General features: G+C 68.2%; 15 protein-coding genes and 2 riboswitches. Of the genes, 11 read left to right on the top strand and 4 right to left on the bottom strand.

What is annotated here, in order from left to right; genetic code table 11:
- Positions 1–28: 28 nt before the first annotated feature.
- Entirely contained in the window at positions 29–565 is a 537-nt protein-coding gene (locus IE92_RS0105990) for a MarR family winged helix-turn-helix transcriptional regulator (RefSeq protein ID WP_030147601.1), read from the top strand.
- Entirely contained in the window at positions 562–1662 is a 1101-nt protein-coding gene (locus IE92_RS0105985; protein WP_030147600.1) for an FAD-dependent oxidoreductase, read from the top strand. Before IE92_RS0105990 ends, IE92_RS0105985 begins: the two co-directional genes overlap by 4 nt.
- Here the strand turns inward: IE92_RS0105985 and IE92_RS0105980 are convergent.
- The gene (locus tag IE92_RS0105980) at positions 1652–2644 is read right to left on the bottom strand and encodes a GlxA family transcriptional regulator (protein ID WP_030147599.1); all 993 of its coding nucleotides are present in this window, start codon (positions 2642–2644) and stop codon (positions 1652–1654) included. The genes IE92_RS0105985 and IE92_RS0105980 overlap by 11 nt on opposite strands.
- A 33-nt stretch (positions 2645–2677) precedes the next feature.
- Positions 2678–3268 carry an isochorismatase family protein gene (locus tag IE92_RS0105975; RefSeq protein ID WP_030147598.1) on the bottom strand — a complete coding sequence of 197 codons (591 nt, stop codon included), beginning with the start codon at positions 3266–3268 and terminating at the stop codon, positions 2678–2680.
- 254 nt (positions 3269–3522) lie between these two features.
- Positions 3523–3612: riboswitch (glycine riboswitch) on the top strand.
- A riboswitch (glycine riboswitch) is annotated at positions 3613–3713 on the top strand.
- 136 nt (positions 3714–3849) lie between these two features.
- On the opposite strand from IE92_RS0105975, the gene gcvP reads away from it, so the two are divergent.
- From gcvP to IE92_RS0105945, 6 genes are all read left to right on the top strand, one after another.
- Positions 3850–6735 (top strand): aminomethyl-transferring glycine dehydrogenase, encoded by a 2886-nt coding sequence (gene gcvP, locus IE92_RS0105970; protein ID WP_281173594.1) that lies wholly within the window; start codon positions 3850–3852, stop codon positions 6733–6735.
- Positions 6732–7844: a glycine cleavage system aminomethyltransferase GcvT gene (gene gcvT, locus IE92_RS0105965; protein ID WP_030147596.1), complete on the top strand. Its 1113-nt coding sequence runs from the start codon at positions 6732–6734 to the stop codon at positions 7842–7844. Before gcvP ends, gcvT begins: the two co-directional genes overlap by 4 nt.
- Positions 7845–7891: 47 nt before the next feature.
- Positions 7892–8272 (top strand): glycine cleavage system protein GcvH, encoded by a 381-nt coding sequence (gene gcvH, locus IE92_RS0105960; RefSeq protein ID WP_030147595.1) that lies wholly within the window; start codon positions 7892–7894, stop codon positions 8270–8272.
- Between the two features lie 104 nt (positions 8273–8376).
- Positions 8377–9798, top strand: coding sequence for an L-serine ammonia-lyase (locus tag IE92_RS0105955; RefSeq protein WP_030147594.1), 1422 nt, complete (start codon positions 8377–8379; stop codon positions 9796–9798).
- Between the two features lie 87 nt (positions 9799–9885).
- On the top strand, positions 9886–11985 hold the full coding sequence (locus IE92_RS0105950; RefSeq protein ID WP_030147593.1) for a bifunctional lysylphosphatidylglycerol flippase/synthetase MprF: 2100 nt from the start codon (positions 9886–9888) through the stop codon (positions 11983–11985).
- An 89-nt stretch (positions 11986–12074) separates the two neighbouring features.
- On the top strand, positions 12075–14201 hold the full coding sequence (locus IE92_RS0105945; RefSeq protein ID WP_030147592.1) for a RecQ family ATP-dependent DNA helicase: 2127 nt from the start codon (positions 12075–12077) through the stop codon (positions 14199–14201).
- A 56-nt stretch (positions 14202–14257) separates the two neighbouring features.
- Here IE92_RS0105945 and IE92_RS0105940 read toward each other — a convergent pair whose 3' ends face one another.
- Positions 14258–15811, bottom strand: a complete 1554-nt coding sequence (locus tag IE92_RS0105940) for a DUF7059 domain-containing protein (protein WP_030147591.1) — start codon at positions 15809–15811, stop codon at positions 14258–14260.
- Positions 15812–15911: 100 nt separating this feature from the next.
- Positions 15912–16385, bottom strand: coding sequence for an 8-oxo-dGTP diphosphatase (locus tag IE92_RS0105935; RefSeq protein WP_030147590.1), 474 nt, complete (start codon positions 16383–16385; stop codon positions 15912–15914).
- A 76-nt stretch (positions 16386–16461) separates the two neighbouring features.
- On the opposite strand from IE92_RS0105935, the gene IE92_RS0105930 reads away from it, so the two are divergent.
- The 3 genes from IE92_RS0105930 to murJ all read left to right on the top strand — a co-directional run bounded on the left by IE92_RS0105930 (position 16462) and on the right by murJ (position 20867).
- Complete coding sequence (locus IE92_RS0105930) at positions 16462–16818, top strand: hypothetical protein (protein WP_030147589.1); 357 nt, start codon at positions 16462–16464, stop codon at positions 16816–16818.
- 151 nt (positions 16819–16969) lie between these two features.
- The gene (locus IE92_RS0105925; RefSeq protein ID WP_030147588.1) at positions 16970–19234 is read left to right on the top strand and encodes a DUF6049 family protein; all 2265 of its coding nucleotides are present in this window, start codon (positions 16970–16972) and stop codon (positions 19232–19234) included.
- Positions 19227–20867 (top strand): murein biosynthesis integral membrane protein MurJ, encoded by a 1641-nt coding sequence (gene murJ, locus IE92_RS0105920; protein WP_030149771.1) that lies wholly within the window; start codon positions 19227–19229, stop codon positions 20865–20867. The genes IE92_RS0105925 and murJ overlap by 8 nt, the downstream gene beginning before the upstream one ends.
- Positions 20868–20880: the final 13 nt, after the last annotated feature.

Genomic DNA, 20880 nt, shown 5'->3' with positions numbered 1-20880 from the left:
AGTTAGCGGGCATGCTTTGGGAGGAAAAATGACCGATGTTCCCTGGCTCAGTCCCGCGGAAATGCAGGCGTGGCTGCGCTTTATCGCGGTGGTGCAGCTGCTCCCCGGAGCGCTCGAATCCGAGCTCCAGGCCGACGCCGGGCTGACCCACTACGAGTACTTCACCCTGGCAAAGCTCTCCGAAGCCCCCGAACGGACCCTGCGGATGACCGCGCTGTCCGACGCGACCAACGCCACACTGCCCCGGCTGTCCCACGTGGTGCGCCGCCTGGAGGAGCGCGGGTTGGTAGAGCGTTTCCCCTGCGCGGATGATCGTCGGGCCACCAATGCGCGGCTGACCGACGCCGGGTGGGAGATCGTGGTGGCCGCGGCCCCCGGGCACGTGGAGACCGTGCGTAAACATGTCTTTGATGCGCTGGGCCCCGACCTGGTGGGCGCGCTGGATGAGGTCAGTACCCGGATCCTGCGCACCCTGGATCCGAGCGATCGACTGCACGCGCTGACCCCGCCCGGCGTTGCCGAGGCGCCGTCTGCGGCGACGGCCCCCACCGCTCCTGCCGCATGAGTGTGACCCCCACCTCCCGGGTCGATGTGCTGATCATCGGGGCCGGCCAGGCGGGCCTGGCCACCGCCCAGGAGCTTCAGCGCCGCGGCCTCACCAACATGCGGGTCATCGATCGTGGACCCGGCTCGGGTGGTGCCTGGCAGCACCGCTGGGTCTCGCTACGCCTGGACGACGCGCACCAGGTTGAGGACCTCCCCGGGCTCGACACCCTGGGCCTCAGCTTCCGCACCGCCCCCGGGGATGAACCCGCCCGCGACATCGTCGCCGACTACTACGCGCGCTACGAGCGTGCCTACTCGCTGCCGATCCGGCGACCGGTCGAGGCGGTCTCGGTCACCGCGGACGGTCCCGACCACACGCTGCGGGTCACCACCCGGAACGCGGTCACCGGCGCACCCGACACCGAAATCCTGGCCCGGATCGTGATCAACGCCTCGGGTACCTGGACCCATCCGATCCAGCCCGAGGTTCCCGGACGCGAGCGCTTCACCGGTCTTCAGCTGCGCACCCCCGAGTTCGTGTCCGCCGAGGCGTTTGCCGGGCAGCACGTGATCGTGGTGGGCGGCGGGACCAGCGCGATCGGATTTGTGCTGGAACTCTCCCCGGTGGCCGCCCGTGTGCAGTGGGCAACCCGGCATCCGGTGAACTTCAGTGAGACCGTGGGGCTCGCCCGCGACCATGCCCGGGCCGCCGTCGCGGCGCAGGATGAGGCAGCCAGGGCGGGGGAGATCCTGCCCAGCATCGTCTCGGGGACCGGCGTGCCGCTGACCCGACGGATGCGCCAGGCGCGCGAGGCGGGGATCCTGGTCGAGCGCCCGCTGTTCACCGCGATGACCGACACCGGCGTGATCTGGCCCGATGGGACCGCCGAAAACGTGGACGCGGTCATCTGGGCCGCCGGCTTCCGCGCCGAACTCGACCACCTGGAACCCCTGGGCCTCGCCGCCCCCGGACACACGATCCGGGTCGAGCGCGGCCGGGCGATCGACGAACCGCGCCTCTTCCTGGCCGGCTACGGTCCACAGGCCAGCACGATCGGGGCCGCCCGCTCGGCCCGGGCCACCGCGGCGCAGGTGGTGCAGGCGCTCAGCGAATAGGGGTGCGGAAGCCGCGTCGGTAGGTGCCCGGCGTGGTGCCCAGGTGGCGGTGGAAGGCGCGGATCAGGGTATCCACCGATCCCAGCCCCGTGGACGCGGCCACCGCGTCCAGCGAATCATCGGTGGATTCGAGCATCCGCCGCGCGGCCTCGACCCGCAGCGACTCCACATACTGTCCCGGGGTCTGCCCAAACTCCTGCCGAAACACCCGCGCGAAGTGGCGGTCGCTCAGGTTTGCCTGCCGCGCCAGGCGCTCGACTCCCAGGTCGGATTCGAGGTTGTTGGAGATAAACAGGCGGAGCTCGTCCATGTCTCGTGACGCGGGCGCATCCCGCAGCGGCACGCTGAATTGGCTCTGGCCGCCGGGCCGCTTGAGATAGACGACGAGCTGCCGGGCCACGGCGATCGCCATCGGGTTACCCAGGTCTTCGGCCACCAGGGCCAGGGAGAGATCCAGGCAGGAGCTGATTCCGGCGGCGGTCCAGATCCGCCCCTCGTGGATAAAAATCGGATCGGCGTCCACCTCGATCCCCGGGTGTTCGATGGCGAGTTGGGCAGCCGTGGACCAGTGCGTGGTGACCCGCCTGCCCTCGAGGACCCCCGCCCGCGCCAGGATATGCGCGCCCACGCACACCGAGGCGATGCGAGCGACCCGCGGTTCCAGCACGCGCACCCAGTCGACGATGTCCGGATCGCACACCGCCACGATGCGCCCGTGCTCATCGGCCTCCGCCGCCCCGGGCACGATCAGGGTGTCGATGTGTCGCGACGCCAGCTCCGCGATGGTGCAGTCGGGCAGCAGCCGAACGCCCGCCGCGGTGCGGATCGGACCCGAATCGGGAGCGGCGATCAGCACCTCATAGTGCGGGGATGCCCCGCCCTCCCGGTTGGCCAGCCCGAATACCTCGGCCGGCCCGGTGACATCGAGCAGGTCGACCCCGTCAAATGCAAGGACCGCTATCGTGCGCACCGGATTCACCATGTCCTCATCCTCGGTGACGCGGGGAACCTGGCGCTAGTCCGCGAGCGCCGCAACCGTGGGAACCACAACCGCGTAGAGGTCGGCGATGGTGGCCAGCGCCGAGGCGTGCAGCCGGGGTGCGCTGACCTCGGTGTCAAGCACCCGCAGCGGGCGGGTGGCGCAGGCATCGGCGATCACGGTGGCCGAATTGCCGCGGAGGAAGGCACCCTCGGCGGTGAAGGTCACACACATGTGGGTCATGAATCCGGCGATGATCAGCGCGTTGTTGCCGGCGGCGTCGACCAGCTCACCCAGGGTGGTGTCCACAAACGCGTTGGGGGCGCTCTTCACCACCACGGCCTCCCCGTCCCGCGGGGCGACGCGGGGGTGAATCTGACCGATGTCGGCCCGAATGTCATAGGGGGTTCCGGGGCCGCCATCGTTGATCACGTGGATCACCGGGGTCCCGGCGGCGCGGGCCCGTGCGAGTAGATCGGCGGCGGCATCGAGGGCGGGTGCCCAGCCTTCGAGCTCCATCACGCCGGTGGTGTAGGTGTTTTGATAGTCGATCAGCACGAGGGTGGATGCGGTCAGGGACGCGGGTTCGGCGGAGAATCCGTTGAGTTCGCGCAGGGTGGTGGACATGGGGGCTCCCTTGGGGTTGGACCGGTTCGGCCGCCGCGGTGTGCGGTAGGTCCAGCCTCGCTGCCCGAGAACATGGCTGCAATGGCGAATGATTCGCACTTTCTGCCAGGACGTAATGACCGGGCCCGGAAGCACCCCGTGTTACGGGCAGGTAACCACCCGCTGCATCCACGCCGAGGATGTCGCGTGCGCGGTGGGCGCGGGCCCCAAAACCGTGTAGATTGATGCCGAACACCCACAATCACATACGCCACTAAACCACCGCGGGAGAGTCCCGATGTTTGGGCGCCGTAGGAGCAAACCCTCCCCGGGAATCTCTCAGGCCCATGGACCGCAGTGGTGCGGCAACTCTGGAAAGTGATCCCCCATCCGGGCGGATCCACCGACGGTGCAGGTGCGGAATCCCCGCGCGAAATCTCTCAGGTACAGCTACAGAGCGGGGAGGAACCCATCGTCGTTTCCGGCGCGCCCGCGCCGGTACCCATATTGGAGTTCCCGTGACCCTGGTCGACCCATCCGTATCCGTTCCCGCCGCCGCGAGCGCGCAGCCAACCCCCGAGGTCGGCTTTGCCGAGCGCCACATCGGGGTGCACCTCGATGCGCAGGTCACCGACATGCTGAGGGTGATCGGTCAGCCGAGCCTCTCTGCCCTGGTTGATACCGCCGTGCCGACCTCGATCCGCCAGGCGGCCCCGCTGAACCTGGCCCGCCCGCTGTCCGAGGCCGACGTCCTCACCGCGCTGCGCGCCCTGGCCACGCAGAACACCACCGCCGTGCAGCTGATCGGTCAGGGTTACTCGGACACCATCACCCCCGCGGTCATCCGCCGCAACGTGCTGGAAAGCCCCGCCTGGTACACCGCCTATACCCCGTATCAGCCCGAGATTTCGCAGGGTCGCCTGGAGGCGCTGCTGAATTTCCAGACCATGGTCCAGGACCTCACCGGGCTCGATGTCGCCGGTGCCTCGCTGCTGGATGAGGGCACCGCCGTGGTCGAGGCCGCGCTGCTCATGCGCCGCGCGACCCGCGGCCTGCCCGATGATGCGCCCACGGTGATCGACGCCGACGCCTTCCCGCAGACCATCGCCCTGCTGCGCGGCCGGGCCGAGGCGCTCGGGTTCGAGATCATCGTTGCCGACCTCTCCCGGGGCCTGCCCGCCGACCTGCCCGAGGGTCCGTTGGGCGGCGTGATTGTGCAGCAGCCCGGCGTCTCGGGCGCGATCGTGGATCACTCGGCGGTCATCGCCGCGGCCCACGAGCGGGGCGCCCTGGTGACCGTCGCGACCGACCTGCTGGCCCTGACCCTGCTGACCTCCCCGGGCGAGCAGGGCGCCGATATCGCCGTGGGTTCGGCCCAGCGGATGGGTGTTCCCCTCTTCTTTGGTGGCCCGCACGCCGCGTTCATCTCGGTGAAGAAGGGTCTTGAGCGTCAGCTGCCCGGTCGCCTGGTCGGCGTCTCGGTGGACGATGCCGGACGCCCCGCCTACCGCCTGGCCCTGCAGACCCGCGAGCAGCACATCCGCCGCGAGAAGGCCACCTCCAACATCTGTACCGCGCAGGCCCTGCTGGCCGTGGTCGCCTCGTTCTACGCGGTGTATCACGGTCCCGAGGGGCTGACGAGCATCGCCCGTCGTATTCACCGACTGGCCACCGGGCTGCGGGATGCGCTGGAATCCGCGGGTATCACCGTGGTCAACCAGACCGCGTTTGACACCCTGACCGTGGCCGTGCCCGGCCGAGCCGTCGAGGTGCTGGCCGCCGCCGAGGGTCACGGAATCAACCTGCGCCGGATCGACGGTGACCACGTGGGAGTGGCGGTCAACGAGGTCACCACCGCGCGCATCCTCGACCATGTGCTGGCCGCGATCACCGGCACCGAGGCCGCACCGGTGGTTCCGGCCGAGGCCGCACCGGTGGTTCCGGCCGAGGCCGACCGGATCCCCGCCGAGATTGTGCGCACCAGCGCCTTCCTCACCCACCCGGTGTTCCACCAGCACCGCTCGGAAACCCAGTTGCTGCGCTATATTCGCCGCCTCTCGGACCGCGACCTGGCCCTGGACCGGACCATGATTCCGCTGGGTTCCTGCACCATGAAGCTCAACGCGGCGGTCGAGATGGAGGCCATCTCCTGGCCCGAATTCGCCTCGATCCACCCCTTCGCCCCCGATCACCAGACCGTGGGCTGGCGCACGCTGATCACCGAGCTCGAGGAGGATCTGGCCGAGATCACCGGCTATGACCGGGTCTCGGTTCAGCCCAACGCCGGTTCCCAGGGCGAGCTGGCGGGCCTGCTGGCGATCCGCGGCTACCACCGCTCCCGCGGGGATGAGGCGCGCACCATCTGCCTGATTCCGGCGAGCGCGCACGGCACCAATGCGGCCTCGGCGGTCCTCGCCGGAATGCGGGTTGTGGTGGTGGCCACGGCCGCCGACGGCACGATCGATCACGCCGATCTGAACGCCAAGATTGCCGAGCACCGCGACGTGCTGGCCGCGATCATGATCACCTACCCCTCGACCCACGGTGTCTTCGATGCCGACGTGCGCGAGGTGTGTGACGCGGTGCACGCGGCCGGTGGTCAGGTCTACATCGACGGTGCCAACCTCAACGCGCTGGTCGGGCTCGCCAAGCCCGGCGAGTTTGGCGGCGACGTCTCGCACCTGAACCTGCACAAGACCTTCTGCATCCCGCACGGTGGCGGTGGACCCGGCGTCGGACCGGTCGCCGTGCGCGCCCACCTGGCACCGTTCCTCCCCGGGGATGCGACCGACCCCAACTCCACGACCCCGATCTCCTCGGCCCGCTTCGGCTCGGCCGGCGTGCTGCCGATCAGCTGGGCCTATGTGCGCCTGATGGGCGGCGAGGGTCTGACCCGCGCGACCCGCACCGCGCTGCTCTCGGCCAACTACCTGGCCGCACGCCTGGACGAGTACTTCCCGGTGCTCTACCGCGGAAACGACGGCCTGGTGGCGCACGAGTGCATCCTGGATCTGCGCCCGATCACCGCGGCAACCGGCGTCACCGCCGAGGACGTGGCCAAGCGCCTGATGGACTTCGGCTTCCACGCCCCGACGCTGTCGTTCCCGGTGCCCGGCACCCTGATGGTCGAGCCCACCGAGTCCGAGGACATCGCCGAACTCGAGCGCTTCGTGACTGCCATGCGGGTGATCCGCGCCGAGATTGCCTCGGTGGAGGCGGGGGAGTACCCGGTGGCCGAATCGCCGCTGCGCCGCGCCCCACACACCGCCGCCGCGCTGCTCTCGGACACCTGGGATCGCCCCTACGGTCGCGAGCAGGCGGCCTTCCCGGTGCCCGGACTGCGTCAGGACAAGTACTTCCCGCCGGTGGGCCGGATCAACCAGGCCGCCGGAGACCGCAACCTGATCTGCTCCTGCCCGCCCCTGTCGGCCTTTGAGGAAACCTCCTCCGAGGACAGCCACACCGAGGAAGCCGAGGCCACCCGATGACCGAACGCACCACCGCCCTCTACGACGCCCACGCCGTGCTCGGCGCGCACTTCACCGATTTTGGTGGCTGGCAAATGCCGCTGCGCTACGGGTCCGAGCTCGCCGAGCACACGGCCGTCCGCGAGGCCGCCGGGCTGTTTGACCTGTCCCACATGGGCGAGGTCTGGGTGCAGGGACCGGATGCGGCCGCCGCGCTGAGCTTCGCGCTGGTCGGGGCCTTCGACACCCTGGCCGTGGGCCGCGCCAAGTACTCGCTGATCGTGGCCGAGGATGGCGGGATCCTCGACGACCTGATCGTCTACCGCCTCGCCCCCGAGCGCTTCCTCGTGGTCCCCAATGCCGGCAACGCCGCACTGGTGGCCGGGGAGCTGACCACCCGTGCCGCCGGGTTCACGGCCACCGTCACCGATGCCAGCGCGCACACCGCACTGATCGCGCTGCAGGGTCCGCGCGCCGCCGAGATCCTGGCCACCCTGGTGCCCGAGGAAGACCACGAAGCCCTTGCGGCGCTGCGCTACTACGCGGCCCTCGAACTCAGCGTGGACGGCGCCCCGGCGCTGGTCGCCCGCACCGGTTACACCGGGGAGGATGGCTTCGAGTTGTTCATCCCGGACACCCGGGCCGCCGAACTCTGGGACACCCTGCTGGCCGCCGGGCTCACCCGCGGCCTGATTCCCTGCGGCCTGGCCGCCCGGGACTCGCTGCGCCTCGAGGCAGGAATGCCCCTCTACGGCAACGAGCTGACCCGCGACCTGACCCCGTTTGACGCGGGATTTGACCGCGTGGTGAACCTCGCCGAGGGCCACAACTTCGTGGGCCGAGCGGCGCTGGAAGCCGCCCGGGATCACCGCACGGGACGCCGTGTCCTGGTGGGCCTGCGCGGCGAGGGTCGCCGGGCCGCCCGGGCCGGTTATCCGATCCTCAGCGAGGGCGCGGTGATCGGCACCGTGACCTCGGGCCAGCCGAGCCCGACCCTCGGCCACCCGGTCGCCTTCGCCTATATCGATCCCGAGTTCGCGGCCCCCGGCACTCCGGTTCAGGCCGACCTGCGCGGCAAGCCCGAGGCGTTCACCGTGGTTGAGACCCCGTTCTATCGCCGTACCCGCTAATCCACAGCACCGCTAAACACCCACCCCACCACCATCGAAAGGCACCCATGAGCACCGTTGCCCCCAACCTGAAATACTCCGCCGAGCACGAGTGGCTGGCCGCCGGCGATCCCGCAACCGTGGGCATCACCGCGGTCGCCGCCGAGGCCCTCGGCGACATCGTCTACGTGAGCCTGCCCGAGGTAGGCGACACCGTGACCGCGGGCGCCACCTGCGGCGAGGTCGAGTCCACCAAGTCCGTCTCCGACCTGTACGCGCCGGTCACCGGTGAGGTCATCGCCATCAACCAGGCCGTCCTGGATGACCCCGCCCTGGTCAATGGCGACCCGTACGGGGCCGGCTGGCTCTTCACCGTGGCCGTCACCGCCGAGGGCCCGCTGCTGAGCCCCGAGGAGTATGCGGCCGCAAACGGCGTCGCCGCCCCCTAAACGCGTCACCCCACGTTCCGTGGCCGCCGGCGATCCCGCGCGGCCACGGTCCACGGATTCGCTTCCCCCACAAGAACCGGCGGATCCACAGCAAAGGAGTTCCCATGAGTGTTGGCGTTTTTGATCTGTTTTCGATCGGAATCGGACCCTCAAGTTCACACACCGTCGGCCCGATGCGGGCCGCGAATATTTTTGCCACCGAACTGCGTGATCACAATCTGCTGGGCAGCGTCGCCGAGCTGAGCGTTCACCTGTACGGGTCGCTGGCGGCCACCGGCCGCGGACACGGCACGCAGGGCGCGATCCTGCTGGGCCTCTCGGGGTTTGATCCGGAAACCATCGGACCCGACACCGTCACCGAGACCCTGGCCGGCATCGCCGCCGGGGCGCCGCTGCTCCTGGGCGGCGAGCGCGCCATCATGCTGGGGGAGGACGATATGGTCCTGCACCCGCTCACCGTGCTGCCCCGGCACACCAACGCGATGCGGCTGAGCGCCCTGGATGCGGCCGGGATCGAACTCGCCACCGAAACGTTCTATTCGATCGGCGGCGGTTTCATCACCCGCGACGGTGTTGTCCCCGCGGCCGTCCTTGATGTCCAACCAATCCCGCTGCCCTTCGCCAGCGCCGCCCGACTGCTCGAGCACTGTGCCGAGCGGGGGATCCCCATCTCCGAGGTCATGCGCCACAATGAGCTCGCGAAAACCGATGCCGATCGCCTGCGCTCGGGCCTACTGCATATTCGCGACGTGATGAACCAGTGCGCCGACTCGGCGATCGCCCGCACCGGCGTGCTCCCCGGCGGACTCGACGTGAAGCGCCGAGCGCCCGCCTGGCATGAGCGTCTACGCGCCCTGGATCCGCACCGCGATCCGCTGTACTGGCAGGAGTGGGTGAACCTGGTGGCCCTCGCGGTCAACGAGGAAAACGCCTCGGGGGGACGGGTGGTTACCGCCCCGACCAATGGCGCCGCGGGCATCATCCCCGCCGTGCTGTTTTATGCGGTCCACTATGCCCCGAGCGTGCGCGCGCTGATGAACCCCGACGGCAGCACCGAGGCGAGCGCCGAGCTGCTGGCCCTGCGCGATGACATCACCGAGCGCTTCCTGCTCACCGCGGCGGCGATCGGGGTGCTCTATAAGGAAATGGCGGCGATCTCCGGCGCAGAGCTGGGCTGCCAGGGCGAGGTGGGCTCGGCCTCCTCGATGGCCGCGGCCGCCCTCGCCGAGATTCTGGGCGGAACCCCCGCCCAGGTCGCCAACGCGGCGGAGATCGCGATGGAGCACAACCTCGGGCTCACGTGTGACCCGGTGGGTGGGCTGGTGCAGATCCCGTGTATCGAACGCAACGCGATCGGCGCCGCCAAGGCCGTCAACGCGGCCAAGATGGCCCTGTGGGGTGACGGCACCCATCGGGTATCCCTCGATCAGGTGATTCTCACCATGCGTGACACCGGAAACGACATGAGCAGCAAGTACAAGGAAACCTCGCTGGGCGGCCTCGCCGTCAACGTGGTGGAGTGTTAATACAGCACGGGAGGGTGTTGTTCACGGTGTTTCCCCTGGTAATACCCGTAGAGTTTTGAGACCTATGTTGTCTTGCGAAGGGGTCTCATGACGACCGTCGAACAATCCGCCCCGGCGACGCCGGCATCCCGGTGGCACCCTCGCCGCTGGTTTGAGACCGTTCGCCGGTTGCCCTTCAGTTTCGGTCTGATCGCCGTCGTGCTGTTCCTGGGTGCCACCACCGGTGCTCTCTGGGATCCCTTGCGTCACCGCCACTGGTTCCACCTGGTGGCCTACGGTGTCCCCGCATTCGATGCCGGACACTGGTGGACCCTGATCACCGGAATGTTCTGGGCGGCCCACCCGGCAATGTACGTCTGGTTCCTGATCCTGGTGCCGTTCTCGCTGATCCGCCTGGAGCTGCGTCGAGGCTCCGGCGTGGCCGCCGGGTACTTCATTTTTGGTCAGCTGGCGGCGGTGCTCACCAGCGCACTCTTCCTCTCAATCTTCTCCGATCTGGGCTGGGAGTGGGCCGATAATCTGGCCACCACGGTGACCGTGGGCATGATGCCCGGGCTCTTCGCCGCGCTGACCGCGACCATCAACAGCCTGCCCGATCCCTGGCGCAGCCGGGGCCGGATGATCCTCATCTATGTGGCCGCGATCGGTGTGCTGTTCCTGGGTATTCTGCCCGCGCTGCTCAACGCCGCGGCGATCATTATTGTGCTCGCGATGGGCACCCGCCGCCGCAAGCGCGCCCCCAGTATCCACGAGCGTCGTTTCACCACGTTTGTCACCATCCTGGGCCTCGGCGCGATCCAGCTGATCCTCACCGTGGTGCGCACGCACGGACCCTTCGGCGACACCTCGCTGCTCGAGGGTTCCTGGGGTCATGCGGTCATTAACGCGCTGATCATCCTGGTCCTGGCCAACGGGCTGCGCACCGGTCGCCGCCTGGCCTGGGTGCTCGCCCTTGGCCTCTCGCTGATCAACATCCTGGCCGGCCTGTCCTTCTTCCTGATCGTGCAGACCAGCATCCCCGAGCTCGAAGAGATTCGTGCCTACGCGAGCAGCACCAACGTGACGATCGCCGACGGCGTGCTGTGGCTGATCTTCTTTATCTATCTCCTGGTGGCCCACGGCGCCTTCACCGTGCCCTTCCGCCGCCGCCTGCCCGGTGGCGGTGGCGGCAACGAGCGCAGCGTCCGCGAGGTTCTGCGCGAGAGCGGTGGCGGCACCCTGTCCTGGATGACCACCTGGCCCGGAAACCGGCACTACTTCAGCCCGACCGGGCGCGGATTTGTCACCTATCAGGTGCATGCCAAGACCGCGATCGCGCTGTCCGACCCGATCGGACCGGCTGCCGAGCGCACCGAGACCGCGCGCCAGTTTATTGCCTCGGCCGAGAAGGCCGGGTTTGTGCCCTGCTTCTTTGTGGCCAGCGAGGCCCTGCGCACCGAATCGCTGCCCACCTGGCGTTCGCTTCAGGTCGCCGAGGACACCATCATCGACCTGCCCGGCCTGGCCTTTACCGGTAAGCGCTGGAACTCGGTGCGGACGTCCCTCAACAAGGCCGACCGCGAGGGTGTGACCTTCCGCCTGACGCACCTGTCGGCCGAGCCGCGCCGGGTGCAGCAGCAGGTGCGGCAGATCTCCGAGGCCTGGCTCGGGGATAAGGGCCTGCCCGAGATGGGCTTCACCCTGGGTGGAGTCGATGAGGCGCTGGATCCCTCGGTTCGCCTGGCCCTGGCCTATAACGCCGAGGGGGAGATCGATGGATTCCTGAGCTGGCTCCCGGTGTATGGCGAAAACGGCACTATTCACGGCTGGACCCTGGACCTGATGCGGCGCCGCGAGGGTGGATTTGGCCCGGTGATGGAGTACCTGATCGGCCGTTCGGCCCAGGAGTTCTCCGCCGAGGGCGCGATGATCGCGTCCCTCTCCGGCGCCCCGCTCGCCCACCTGGGTCAGCGCGGCGGCAACATCATCGACAATCTGCTGAGCGGACTCGGTGAGGCCATCGAACCGCTCTACGGATTCCGCTCGCTGCACGCGTTCAAGCGCAAGTTCAACCCGCGTTACGAGCCGGTCTACCTGCTCTACCGCGACGAGGGCGACCTGGCGCGGATCGGTCTGGGCCTCGGTCGTGCGTTCCTCCCGGATGCCACGCTGCCGTCGCTGGTGCGCAGCCTGCGCGCCCCGAAATAACCCACAGTCACCACGCAGAAACCGCGCCGGGCCTCGTGCCCCGGCGCGGTTTCTGCGTCGAGGACGGGGGTTGCTGCAAGACTGGGGACATGTCCACGAGCCCGATCGAAGCCGAAGCACGCGCCATCCTCGCCGATTTGACCGGCGTCCCGGATGCCCACTTTCACGAGGGCCAGTTTGAGGCCATCAGCACCCTGGTCGATGCGCGGCGCCGCGCGCTGGTGGTGCAGCGCACCGGGTGGGGCAAATCCGCCGTCTACTTCATCGCGACCCTGCTGCTGCGCCGCCGCGGCGCCGGACCCACGCTGCTGGTTTCACCGCTGCTCTCGCTAATGCGCGATCAGGTCGCGGCGGCCGCCCGGGCCGGGGTGCGCGCGGTCGCGATCAACTCGGCCAATGCCCACGAGTGGGACGATGCCCGCCAGGCCCTGGCGAATGACGAGGTCGACGTGCTGCTGGTCTCGCCCGAGCGGCTGAACAACCCGCGCTTCCGCGACGAGCAGCTGCCCACCCTGATGGGGCGGATCGGCCTGCTGGTGATCGATGAGGCCCACTGTATCTCCGACTGGGGACACGACTTCCGTCCCGACTATCGCCGGATCGCCGAGTTAATCCGGGCGCTGCCGGCCAACCTCCCGGTTCTGGCCACCACCGCGACCGCCAACGCCCGCGTGGTCACCGACATCGAGGAACAGTTGGCGGTGGATGCGGGTGGCGTGGTCACGATCCGCGGTTCGCTGGCTCGCGCCTCGCTGCGCCTCGGCGTCCTGGAACTGCCGGATTCCCGTGCCCGCCTGGGTTGGCTCCTGAGCCATCTGGGTGATCTCCAGGGCAGCGGCATCATCTACGCGCTGACGGTCTCGGCGGCGGAGGACACCGCCCGACTGCTGCGCGATGCCGGGCACAACGTGCGTGCCTACACCGGTCGCACCGACACCGATGAGCGGGCCGAGTCCGAGCTGATGCTCAAAAACAACGAGCTCAAGGCCCTGGTGGCCACGAGCGCACTGGGGATGGGCTTCGACAAGCCCGACCTGGGTTTTGTGGTGCACCTCGGCGCCCCGTCCTCCCCGGTGGCCTACTACCAGCAGGTGGGTCGTGCCGGTCGCGGGACGGACCGGGCCGACGTGCTGTTGCTGCCCGGAAGCGAGGATCGGGAGATCTGGCGCTACTTCGCGACCGCCTCGATGCCCGATGAGGAGCGTGCCCGTGCGGTCCTGGACGCGCTCGGCTCCGACCCGATTTCCACCCCCGCACTCGAGGCTCGGGTGAATATTCGACGCACCCCGCTCGAGCTGCTGCTCAAGGTCCTGGATGTGGACGGCGCCGTGCACCGGGTCGCCGGTGGCTGGGTCGGCACCGGGCAGCCCTGGACATACGATGCCGACCGCTATGCCCGGATCGCGCGGGCCCGCCTGGACGAGGAGGCGTCGATGATCGAGTATCAGCGCACCACCGAGTGCCGGATGGCGACCCTGCAGCGTGACCTGGATGATCCGACCGCGGCGCCCTGCGGTCGCTGTGACCGCTGCACCACCGCCTGGTATCCCTCCTCGATCAGCGAGCAGGCGGCTACCGAGGCCGCCGGTTCCCTGGATCGGGTGTCGGTCGAGATCGAGCCGCGGCGGCAGTGGCCCACCGGCGCCGACCGCCTGGGCATCACCCTGGACGGCGCCGCCGTGCGTGGCAAGATTCCCGAGGCCCTGCGCGCCGAACCCGGACGCGCGATCGCCCGACTCACCGACCTCGGCTGGGGTGGGACCCTCCGCGAGATTTTCGCCCCGGGCACCCCGGATGCGCCGGCCAGCCCGGCACTGCTCGGCGCCGCGATCCGTGTGCTGGCCACCTGGGGGTGGAGCGAGCGACCGGTCGCCGTGGTCTCGGTGCCCTCGCGCTCACACCCCCGGCTGGTGGACTCGGTCGCCCGCGGCCTCGCGGGTGCCGGCAAGCTGCCGTATCTGGGTTCGCTTGAGCTCGTGAACGGCGGCCCGCGCGGCAGCGCCGGCGGCAACAGCGGCTATCGCCTGGCCGGGGTCTGGGACGGCTTCACCGTGGGACCCGACCTCATGGCCCACCTCGCGCAGGTTGGGCCGGGCCCGATCCTGCTGGTGGATGATCGGGTCGACAGCCGGTGGACGCTCACGGTCAGTGCGCTCGCGCTGCGTCGGGCCGGTGCCACCGCGGTGCTGCCCTTCGCGCTGGCCATCGTCGCCTAACAACAACGCAGCGGGCCGGTAACCTCACTCCGAGGTTACCGGCCCGCTGTTCGATTCTAGGCCGACGTCGGCGCCGCAAATTCCTCCGGGACCAGGAATCCCTCATCTAGCAGCTCGCGGAGGCGGGGGAGCAGTTCGGCGCGCAGGGCAGCCTCGTCCACCTCCAGCAGTTGAGCGATGGCCGCCACCAGCACGCCCACCTCGAGGGTGCCGTCGCTCGCCCCCACGATCGCCGCCAGGCCGGTATCCAGGTCCACGGTGCGGCCGAATCCGGCGCCCTGGTGCAGGATCATGACGGACGGATCCTCGTTCCCCGGCCAGTAGTGTCGCTCCTCGGTCACATCCCCGCTCACCCGCAGGGCTTCGGCGCCCAGCGCCGCATCGTCGCGCGCGGCCTGCCAGTCGCGGGCCGCCAGCACCTGACCGACGTGTGCCCCCAGGGCGCCGGAGACCCGGCTGGCCACACGCTCGAAGCGTCGCCAGGGCGCCAAGCCTTGATCGCCGCGACGCAGCAGCACGTAGCCGAAGCCGATGCCGGTGGTGCCCCGTCGGTCAAAGTCATCCAGCCAGGCCCCACACAGACGCTCGAACTCGGGATCACCGGGGCGGGTGCCTCCGTCGCGAATCCAGGTTTCCGCGTAGCGCACCGGGTCCTGACGCTCACGCTCAAGCACCCAGGCGTCGATCTCGGCATCCAGCCAGCCGCGGATCCGATCAAAGGCATCCTCGTCTGCGCGATACTCCCAGTTCCCCAGCATCTGCACAATCCCACCGGGGACGAGGTAGCGCGGCGCCGTCTCGATCATCTCGCGGACGATGTCGTCCCCCTCGCGTCCGCCGTCGCGGTACTCGTATTCGGGGGCATCGGCGCCGCGCGGGGTGATCACAAACGGCGGGTTCGAGACGATGCGGTCGAAGCGCTCTTCTGCCACCGGTTCAAACATATTCCCCAGTCGGAATTCGATGCCTCGGGCCTGGTTCAGTTCGGCATTGAAGTGGGCAATATCCAGCGCCCGCTGGGAAATATCGGTGGCGATGACCCGTTCGGCATGACGCGCCAGGTGCAGCGCCTGGATGCCGCAGCCGGTTCCCAGGTCCAGCGCCAGCGTGATCGGCTCGGGGATGATGAGCCCGGCCAGGGTCCGGCTCGCGCCGCCCACCCCCACCACGTGATCCGCACGGAGCGCGCCACCCACGATCAGTTCGCCAAGGTCGGCGGCGAGCCACCAGTCAATCGATTCGGCGCCGTCGGTGAACGTGTAGGGGCGCAGTTCGAGACTCGCGCGCACAAATCCGTCCGCGGCACTCACCAGCGCGAGAGCCTCGAGGCCGCTCACACCGGTCTCCGGGAAGGCGCTCTCGACGTCCGCGACCGGGCAGGACTGGCCCAGAATAAACAGTCTTGCGCACATGACACGGGCAAACGTCGGATCGGAGGGCTCATCGGTTCGCCCGGCCAAGTGTCGCCGGATCGGCAGTGGATTACCCCGGACGAGGGCGGCATCGGCGTCCTCACCCCAGAGTGCGAGCAGGCTCGCACTGCGATAGTCGGCACGAAGGAGGTCGGCGCGCAGGGCGTCGATGAACACTGAGTTTTGCTGGAGAGTCACCCACCCATTCAACGCCATGTCGGGGGCGGGGCGAAACCAACACCGCACTAACCCCCATCTGCGGTTACGGAAAATGAGGAGCAGAAACCGGTCTGTGTGGTTAGCGCTCCACCCGGATGGCGCTGGCATTATCGGGCGCGAAGTCGAAGTCCACCGCAACCTCGTCTCCCGCCAAAACACCGGGCAACCAGTGGCGCGCATCGTCCCACATCCGGTCAAAGGGAACCTCGTCCACCGGGACCCACCGCGCATCCAGCTCGGCGGTCGCGATGGGCTCCCCCTCAAATTCTCGGGTGCTGAACACCCAGGAACGCTGACTCCACTCGCGCCTCGAGGGGAAGCGATAGTCGATGTACCCGTGGGGCCGAAGCGATTCCGGGGCGATGATCATCCCCACCTCCTCGTGCACCTCACGCACAATCGCCCGGGCCGGGGTTTCGCCCGATTCGAGTTTTCCCCCGGGGGCGACCACCCGCCCCTGGCCGAGTCCGCGACGCTTTTCCCCGAGCAAAACCTCATCCCCGCGGGGTGTGGAACGGATCAAATAACACACACAGACTTCTGGGAGTTCCATCTAATCAGGCTATCGTGCCGCACGCGGGCCGATCATTGCGTACCCTTGTTCGGGGACATCCGCAAAAGGAGCACTCATGCGAACCACCGCCAACGACCTGATCAGACTACGCCGCGACGCCACTCTCGAGCGCGCGGTGCTGATCGAGGCGCACGCACGCGCCGGCGAGGACCCGCACGACTTCATCCCCACCCTTCCCACCATCGATGAGCTGGTGGTCACCGAGCTGCGCAACTCCGAGATCGATGATCGCGGGCTGACCGCTCAGTACATTCTTGCGCGCATGGCCGGTTCCAGCTCACGCCCCGAGGCGGCGCTCCATGCCGCCGATGCCGATCGGGTGGAGCGGGAGATCCTGCGTGAGATCGGCCTGATCCACCCCGAGCTGGCCCGCACCGTGTGGAGCATGCTCGGCCGCCTCGAAGCCGCATGATGTTCCAGAGCCCACGCCGCGAGCCCCACACCCCCGGTATCAGCCCGGAGAACCGCGGGTTCCCGGCGGTGCGGCGCACCGCCGATGCTCAGCCTCAGCCCGTAGAATCAATTGTTATGTCGTGCGCCCTGTGGCACGCCTGAGACTGCCTATGACACGATTTCGCCCCCTGACGCGCACCCGCACCGCACTCATCGCCGCACTGACGGCCATGGGGTTGTTGAGCATGCCGCTGGCTGCCCAGGCCGTGAACATCCCCGCTCTCCAGCCCGCGACCGCCTCCGTGCGTCAGGAACCCACCGCGGCCCCCACCGAGGGTGCCGCGGTTTCGCTTGCTCAGTCCTCCCCGACGATCGCGCCGGATGGGTCGATCACCTTCACCACCACGATCACCAATTCCACCGGAACAGCGCTGGCCGCCGGAAAGGCGACGCTGAGCTCGGGCCCGCTTCCGCTGTCGACCCTTGAGCAGTTCACCGGCTGGTATGACCACTCCATCGATGTGCGTCTGCCCTATGCCCTGGCCTCCGTCTCGGTGCCCGCGCTGGCGCCGGGGGAGAGCTACACCACCGACCCGGTGACCCTCACCGCGGAGCAGATGGAACTACATTCCGTTTACGGAAACTATGCGGTTCGTGCCTATTTTGTGACCGGTCCCGAAATCTCCGAGGCTCGCACCAGCGTGCTGTTTGATCCCGGCACCGGTGCCACGACCGGCGGGATGGCCATCGCCGTGCCGATCACGGCGCCGCCCAGCAGTGCGGGCCTGATCCCGGTGGAATCGCTGACCGAGTGGACGGCCCCCGGTGGCATCCTCAGCCGCGAACTGGATGCCGTACTTGATCGCCCGGTTACCCTGGCAATCGACCCGATGATCCTCGCCTCGATCCGCAGCCTGGGCACCTCTGCCCCCGAATCTGCCACTAACTGGATCAACAGGTTACAGGCCGCGTCGAACCCGAGTTTTCTGCTGCAGTATGCCGACGCCGACGCCGCCCTTCAGGCCCAGGCCGGCGCCTCGACACTGCTGACACCCACCTCGCTGGCCTACGGGGTCCAGCCCGCGAATTTCCCGCCTCAGCACTCGAGTACGCAGGGTTCCAGCGCAACCCCCGAGGCTCCCGAGCTTCCGACGCTGGACCAGCTCACCGCGTGGCCGGCCACCGAACAGGGGATCGTCTGGCCCGGCTCGGACACGGTGAAGTCCTCGGATCTGAAGGTCATCGGTGCCTCGGGAAACCACACGACGCTGCTTGATGGCGCCGCCCTGGATCCCGAGAAGGATTCCACCCCCGGCGCCCACCGCACGGTGGATGGTACCGATGTTTTGGCCGCGGAGCCCACGCTGACCAAGCTGATCCAGGACTTGGTACACCCGGGGCTGGACGGTCAACCCGGTGCCGATTTAACGCACATTCGCGCCGCCTTTGCGGCGCTGGCAACCGAGCGCGGCGCCAACCAGCGCTCCTACCTGGTGACACTCCCGCGTGGATGGGCCGACACCGCCGTCAATCTCGACGCGGCCATTGCCCAGCTTTCGACCATCCCCGAAACCCACATCGTCTCACTGGATACCCTCCGAGCCCAGCCTGCGATTGAGGGAACCCTCGCCGAGCGCGAGGTCCCGAACGATCGGGTGAAGGCCGCGCGTCTGCTCCTGGAGCGCGAGCAGGACCTGAACAGATTCGCCGGTGCCCTCGAGGATCCGGCCCTGCTCACCGGTCGGGAACGGGCTCAGCTCCTCTCCCTGTTTGCCGTGGCCTGGCGCGACCAGGGCTCGGCCTGGAACGGCGCGGTTACCGAACACGATGAGCAAACCACGGCCACGCTGGGCGGCATTACCCTGGCGCCCACCACGCAATTCAACATGGTGAGCTGGCAGTCGAACCTGGGCTTCTCGGTGCGCAATGATCTGCCCTATGCGGTCAAGGTCACCCTGGATGTGGAGTCCGACAACCTGCGCCTGGCGATCGATTCCTCGGTCACCCGCGAGATTAAGCCGTTTGCCACCGAGAAGTTCACGGTGCCGGTCCGCGCCCGAATTGGTAACGGGCAGAGCACCCTCTCGCTGAGCCTGCATGCGCCCGATGGGACTCAGCTGGGCGCCGCCAGCTCGGTCCGGGTCAACGTGCGGGCCGACTGGGAAATCATCGGCTCGGTCGCGCTGGGCAGCCTGGTATTCCTGCTGCTGGCCGGGGGTCTCTTCCGCACCATTCGTAAGCGACGCCGGGGAGCGGTAGACCCGGTGACCACGGGTGAAACCAGCGATTCGGCCCCGGATTCGCAGGCAGACCCAGACGCTCAGGTCGCCTCGAACACCGACACCGCGCCAGACGCTGCGACACGTTCAGACACCCAGGTCGACCCGGATGCCGGCCCCGATTCACTCCCCGAAAAGGCCCCCACACATGGCTAAACCCGCTTCCATCGCGGGGATCGGTCGCGCAAGCGCCTTCCTCGCCTCCGGCACCATGGTGTCCCGTGTGCTGGGATTCATCAAGGCGATCCTGATTGCCCGCACCATCGGCCAGGTGGGTGTCAGCGGTGACGCCTTCGCGACCGCGAATATCCTGCCCAACACGATCTTCACGATCATCGCCGGCGGGGTGCTCTCGGCCATCCTGGTACCCCAGATTGTGAAGGCCACCGTACACGCCGACCGCGGCGCCGCCTACATCAATAAGCTGCTCACCATCACGCTCAGCGTCCTGGCCGCCACCACCCTGGTGGCGATGGCCGCGGCACCGCTGCTGATTAAAGTATGGGCACCCAATTATGGTCCCGATCAGGCGGCGCTGGCGACGGTGTTTGCGCTGTGGTGCCTGCCGCAGCTGTTCTTCTACGGGCTGTATTCGATGCTCGGCGAGATCCTCAACGCCCACAAGATTTTTGGGCCGTTCACCTGGTCTCCGGCGCTGAATAACGTGGTGGCGATCGCCGGACTGTTCGTGTTCATCGGGATGTTTGGTGCCGACTCCCAGGGGCTGCGCACGGCCTCCGAGTGGTCCCCGATGATGGTTGCCGTGCTCGCCGGGAGCGCAACCCTCGGTGTCGCGGCCCAGGCCCTGATCCTGTTCCGCTACTGGAAGGTGCTCGGTCTGCGCTTCCGCCCCGACTTCGCCTGGCGCGGGGTGGGACTGGCCGAGACCGGAAAGCTCGCCGGTTGGTCGTTTGCGATGATCCTGGTCACCACCGCGGCCGGTATCGTCCAGTCCAGTGTGGTCTCGGCGGCCTCGGGACCGAATAACCCGTCAATCTTCGCCCTGCAGAACGCCTGGCTGATCTTTATGCTGCCGCACTCGGTGCTGGCCGTCTCGCTGACCACCGCGTACTTCACCCGGATGGCCGAGCATGCGCGCGCCCTCGACTACGACAAGCTCAAACTCGACGTCTCCGCCGCGCTGCGTAACGTCAGCCTGATGATCGTGGCTTCGGCCGCCATTCTGTTCACCGTGGCCTTCCCGTTTGGATTCCTGTTCACAGGATCCCCGAGCCAGGCCATCGGCATCGGTTTTGTGATCATCGCGTTTGTGGTGGGACTCGTGCCGTTCTGCTTCCTGTTTGTGCTGCAGCGCACGTTCTACGCGCTGGGGGACACCCGGACCCCGTTCTTCTTCACGGTGTTCCAGGCCGTCCTGTTCAGCATTCTGGCGGCCGGATGTCTGCTGTTGGATAAGTCGGTGATCGGCTTTGGTGTCGCCCTGGCCACCAGTCTTGCCGGAACCGCCCAGGCGTTCGTGGCGTTCTTCCTGCTGCGTCGGCGCCTCCGGGGCCTGGACGTCCAGCAGATCGTCAACAGCATGGCGATCTTCACCTTCTCGGCGATCCCGGCAACCATCGTCGGTGTGGTGAGCATGCTCCTGATGGGCGGCCTGAACACCGGAGGATGGGCCTTTAGCAGCCCGGTCACCGCGATCATTTCGATGATCATCGCTAGCGGAGTCACCGGCGGGGTTTATCTGCTGTTCCTCTGGGTGCTGCGCGCCCGCGAGCTGGCCACAATCACGGCGCCGTTTGCCAAGATTATCGGCCGCCTGCGCCGGTCCTAGCCCGTTCTCACGC

Origin of the sequence: Mycetocola saprophilus (assembly GCF_000718085.1) — a bacterium.
Lineage (GTDB): Bacteria > Actinomycetota > Actinomycetes > Actinomycetales > Microbacteriaceae > Mycetocola > Mycetocola saprophilus.
Note: the sequence above shows the minus strand (reverse complement) of the source record. Positions and strands in the feature narration are given on the sequence as shown.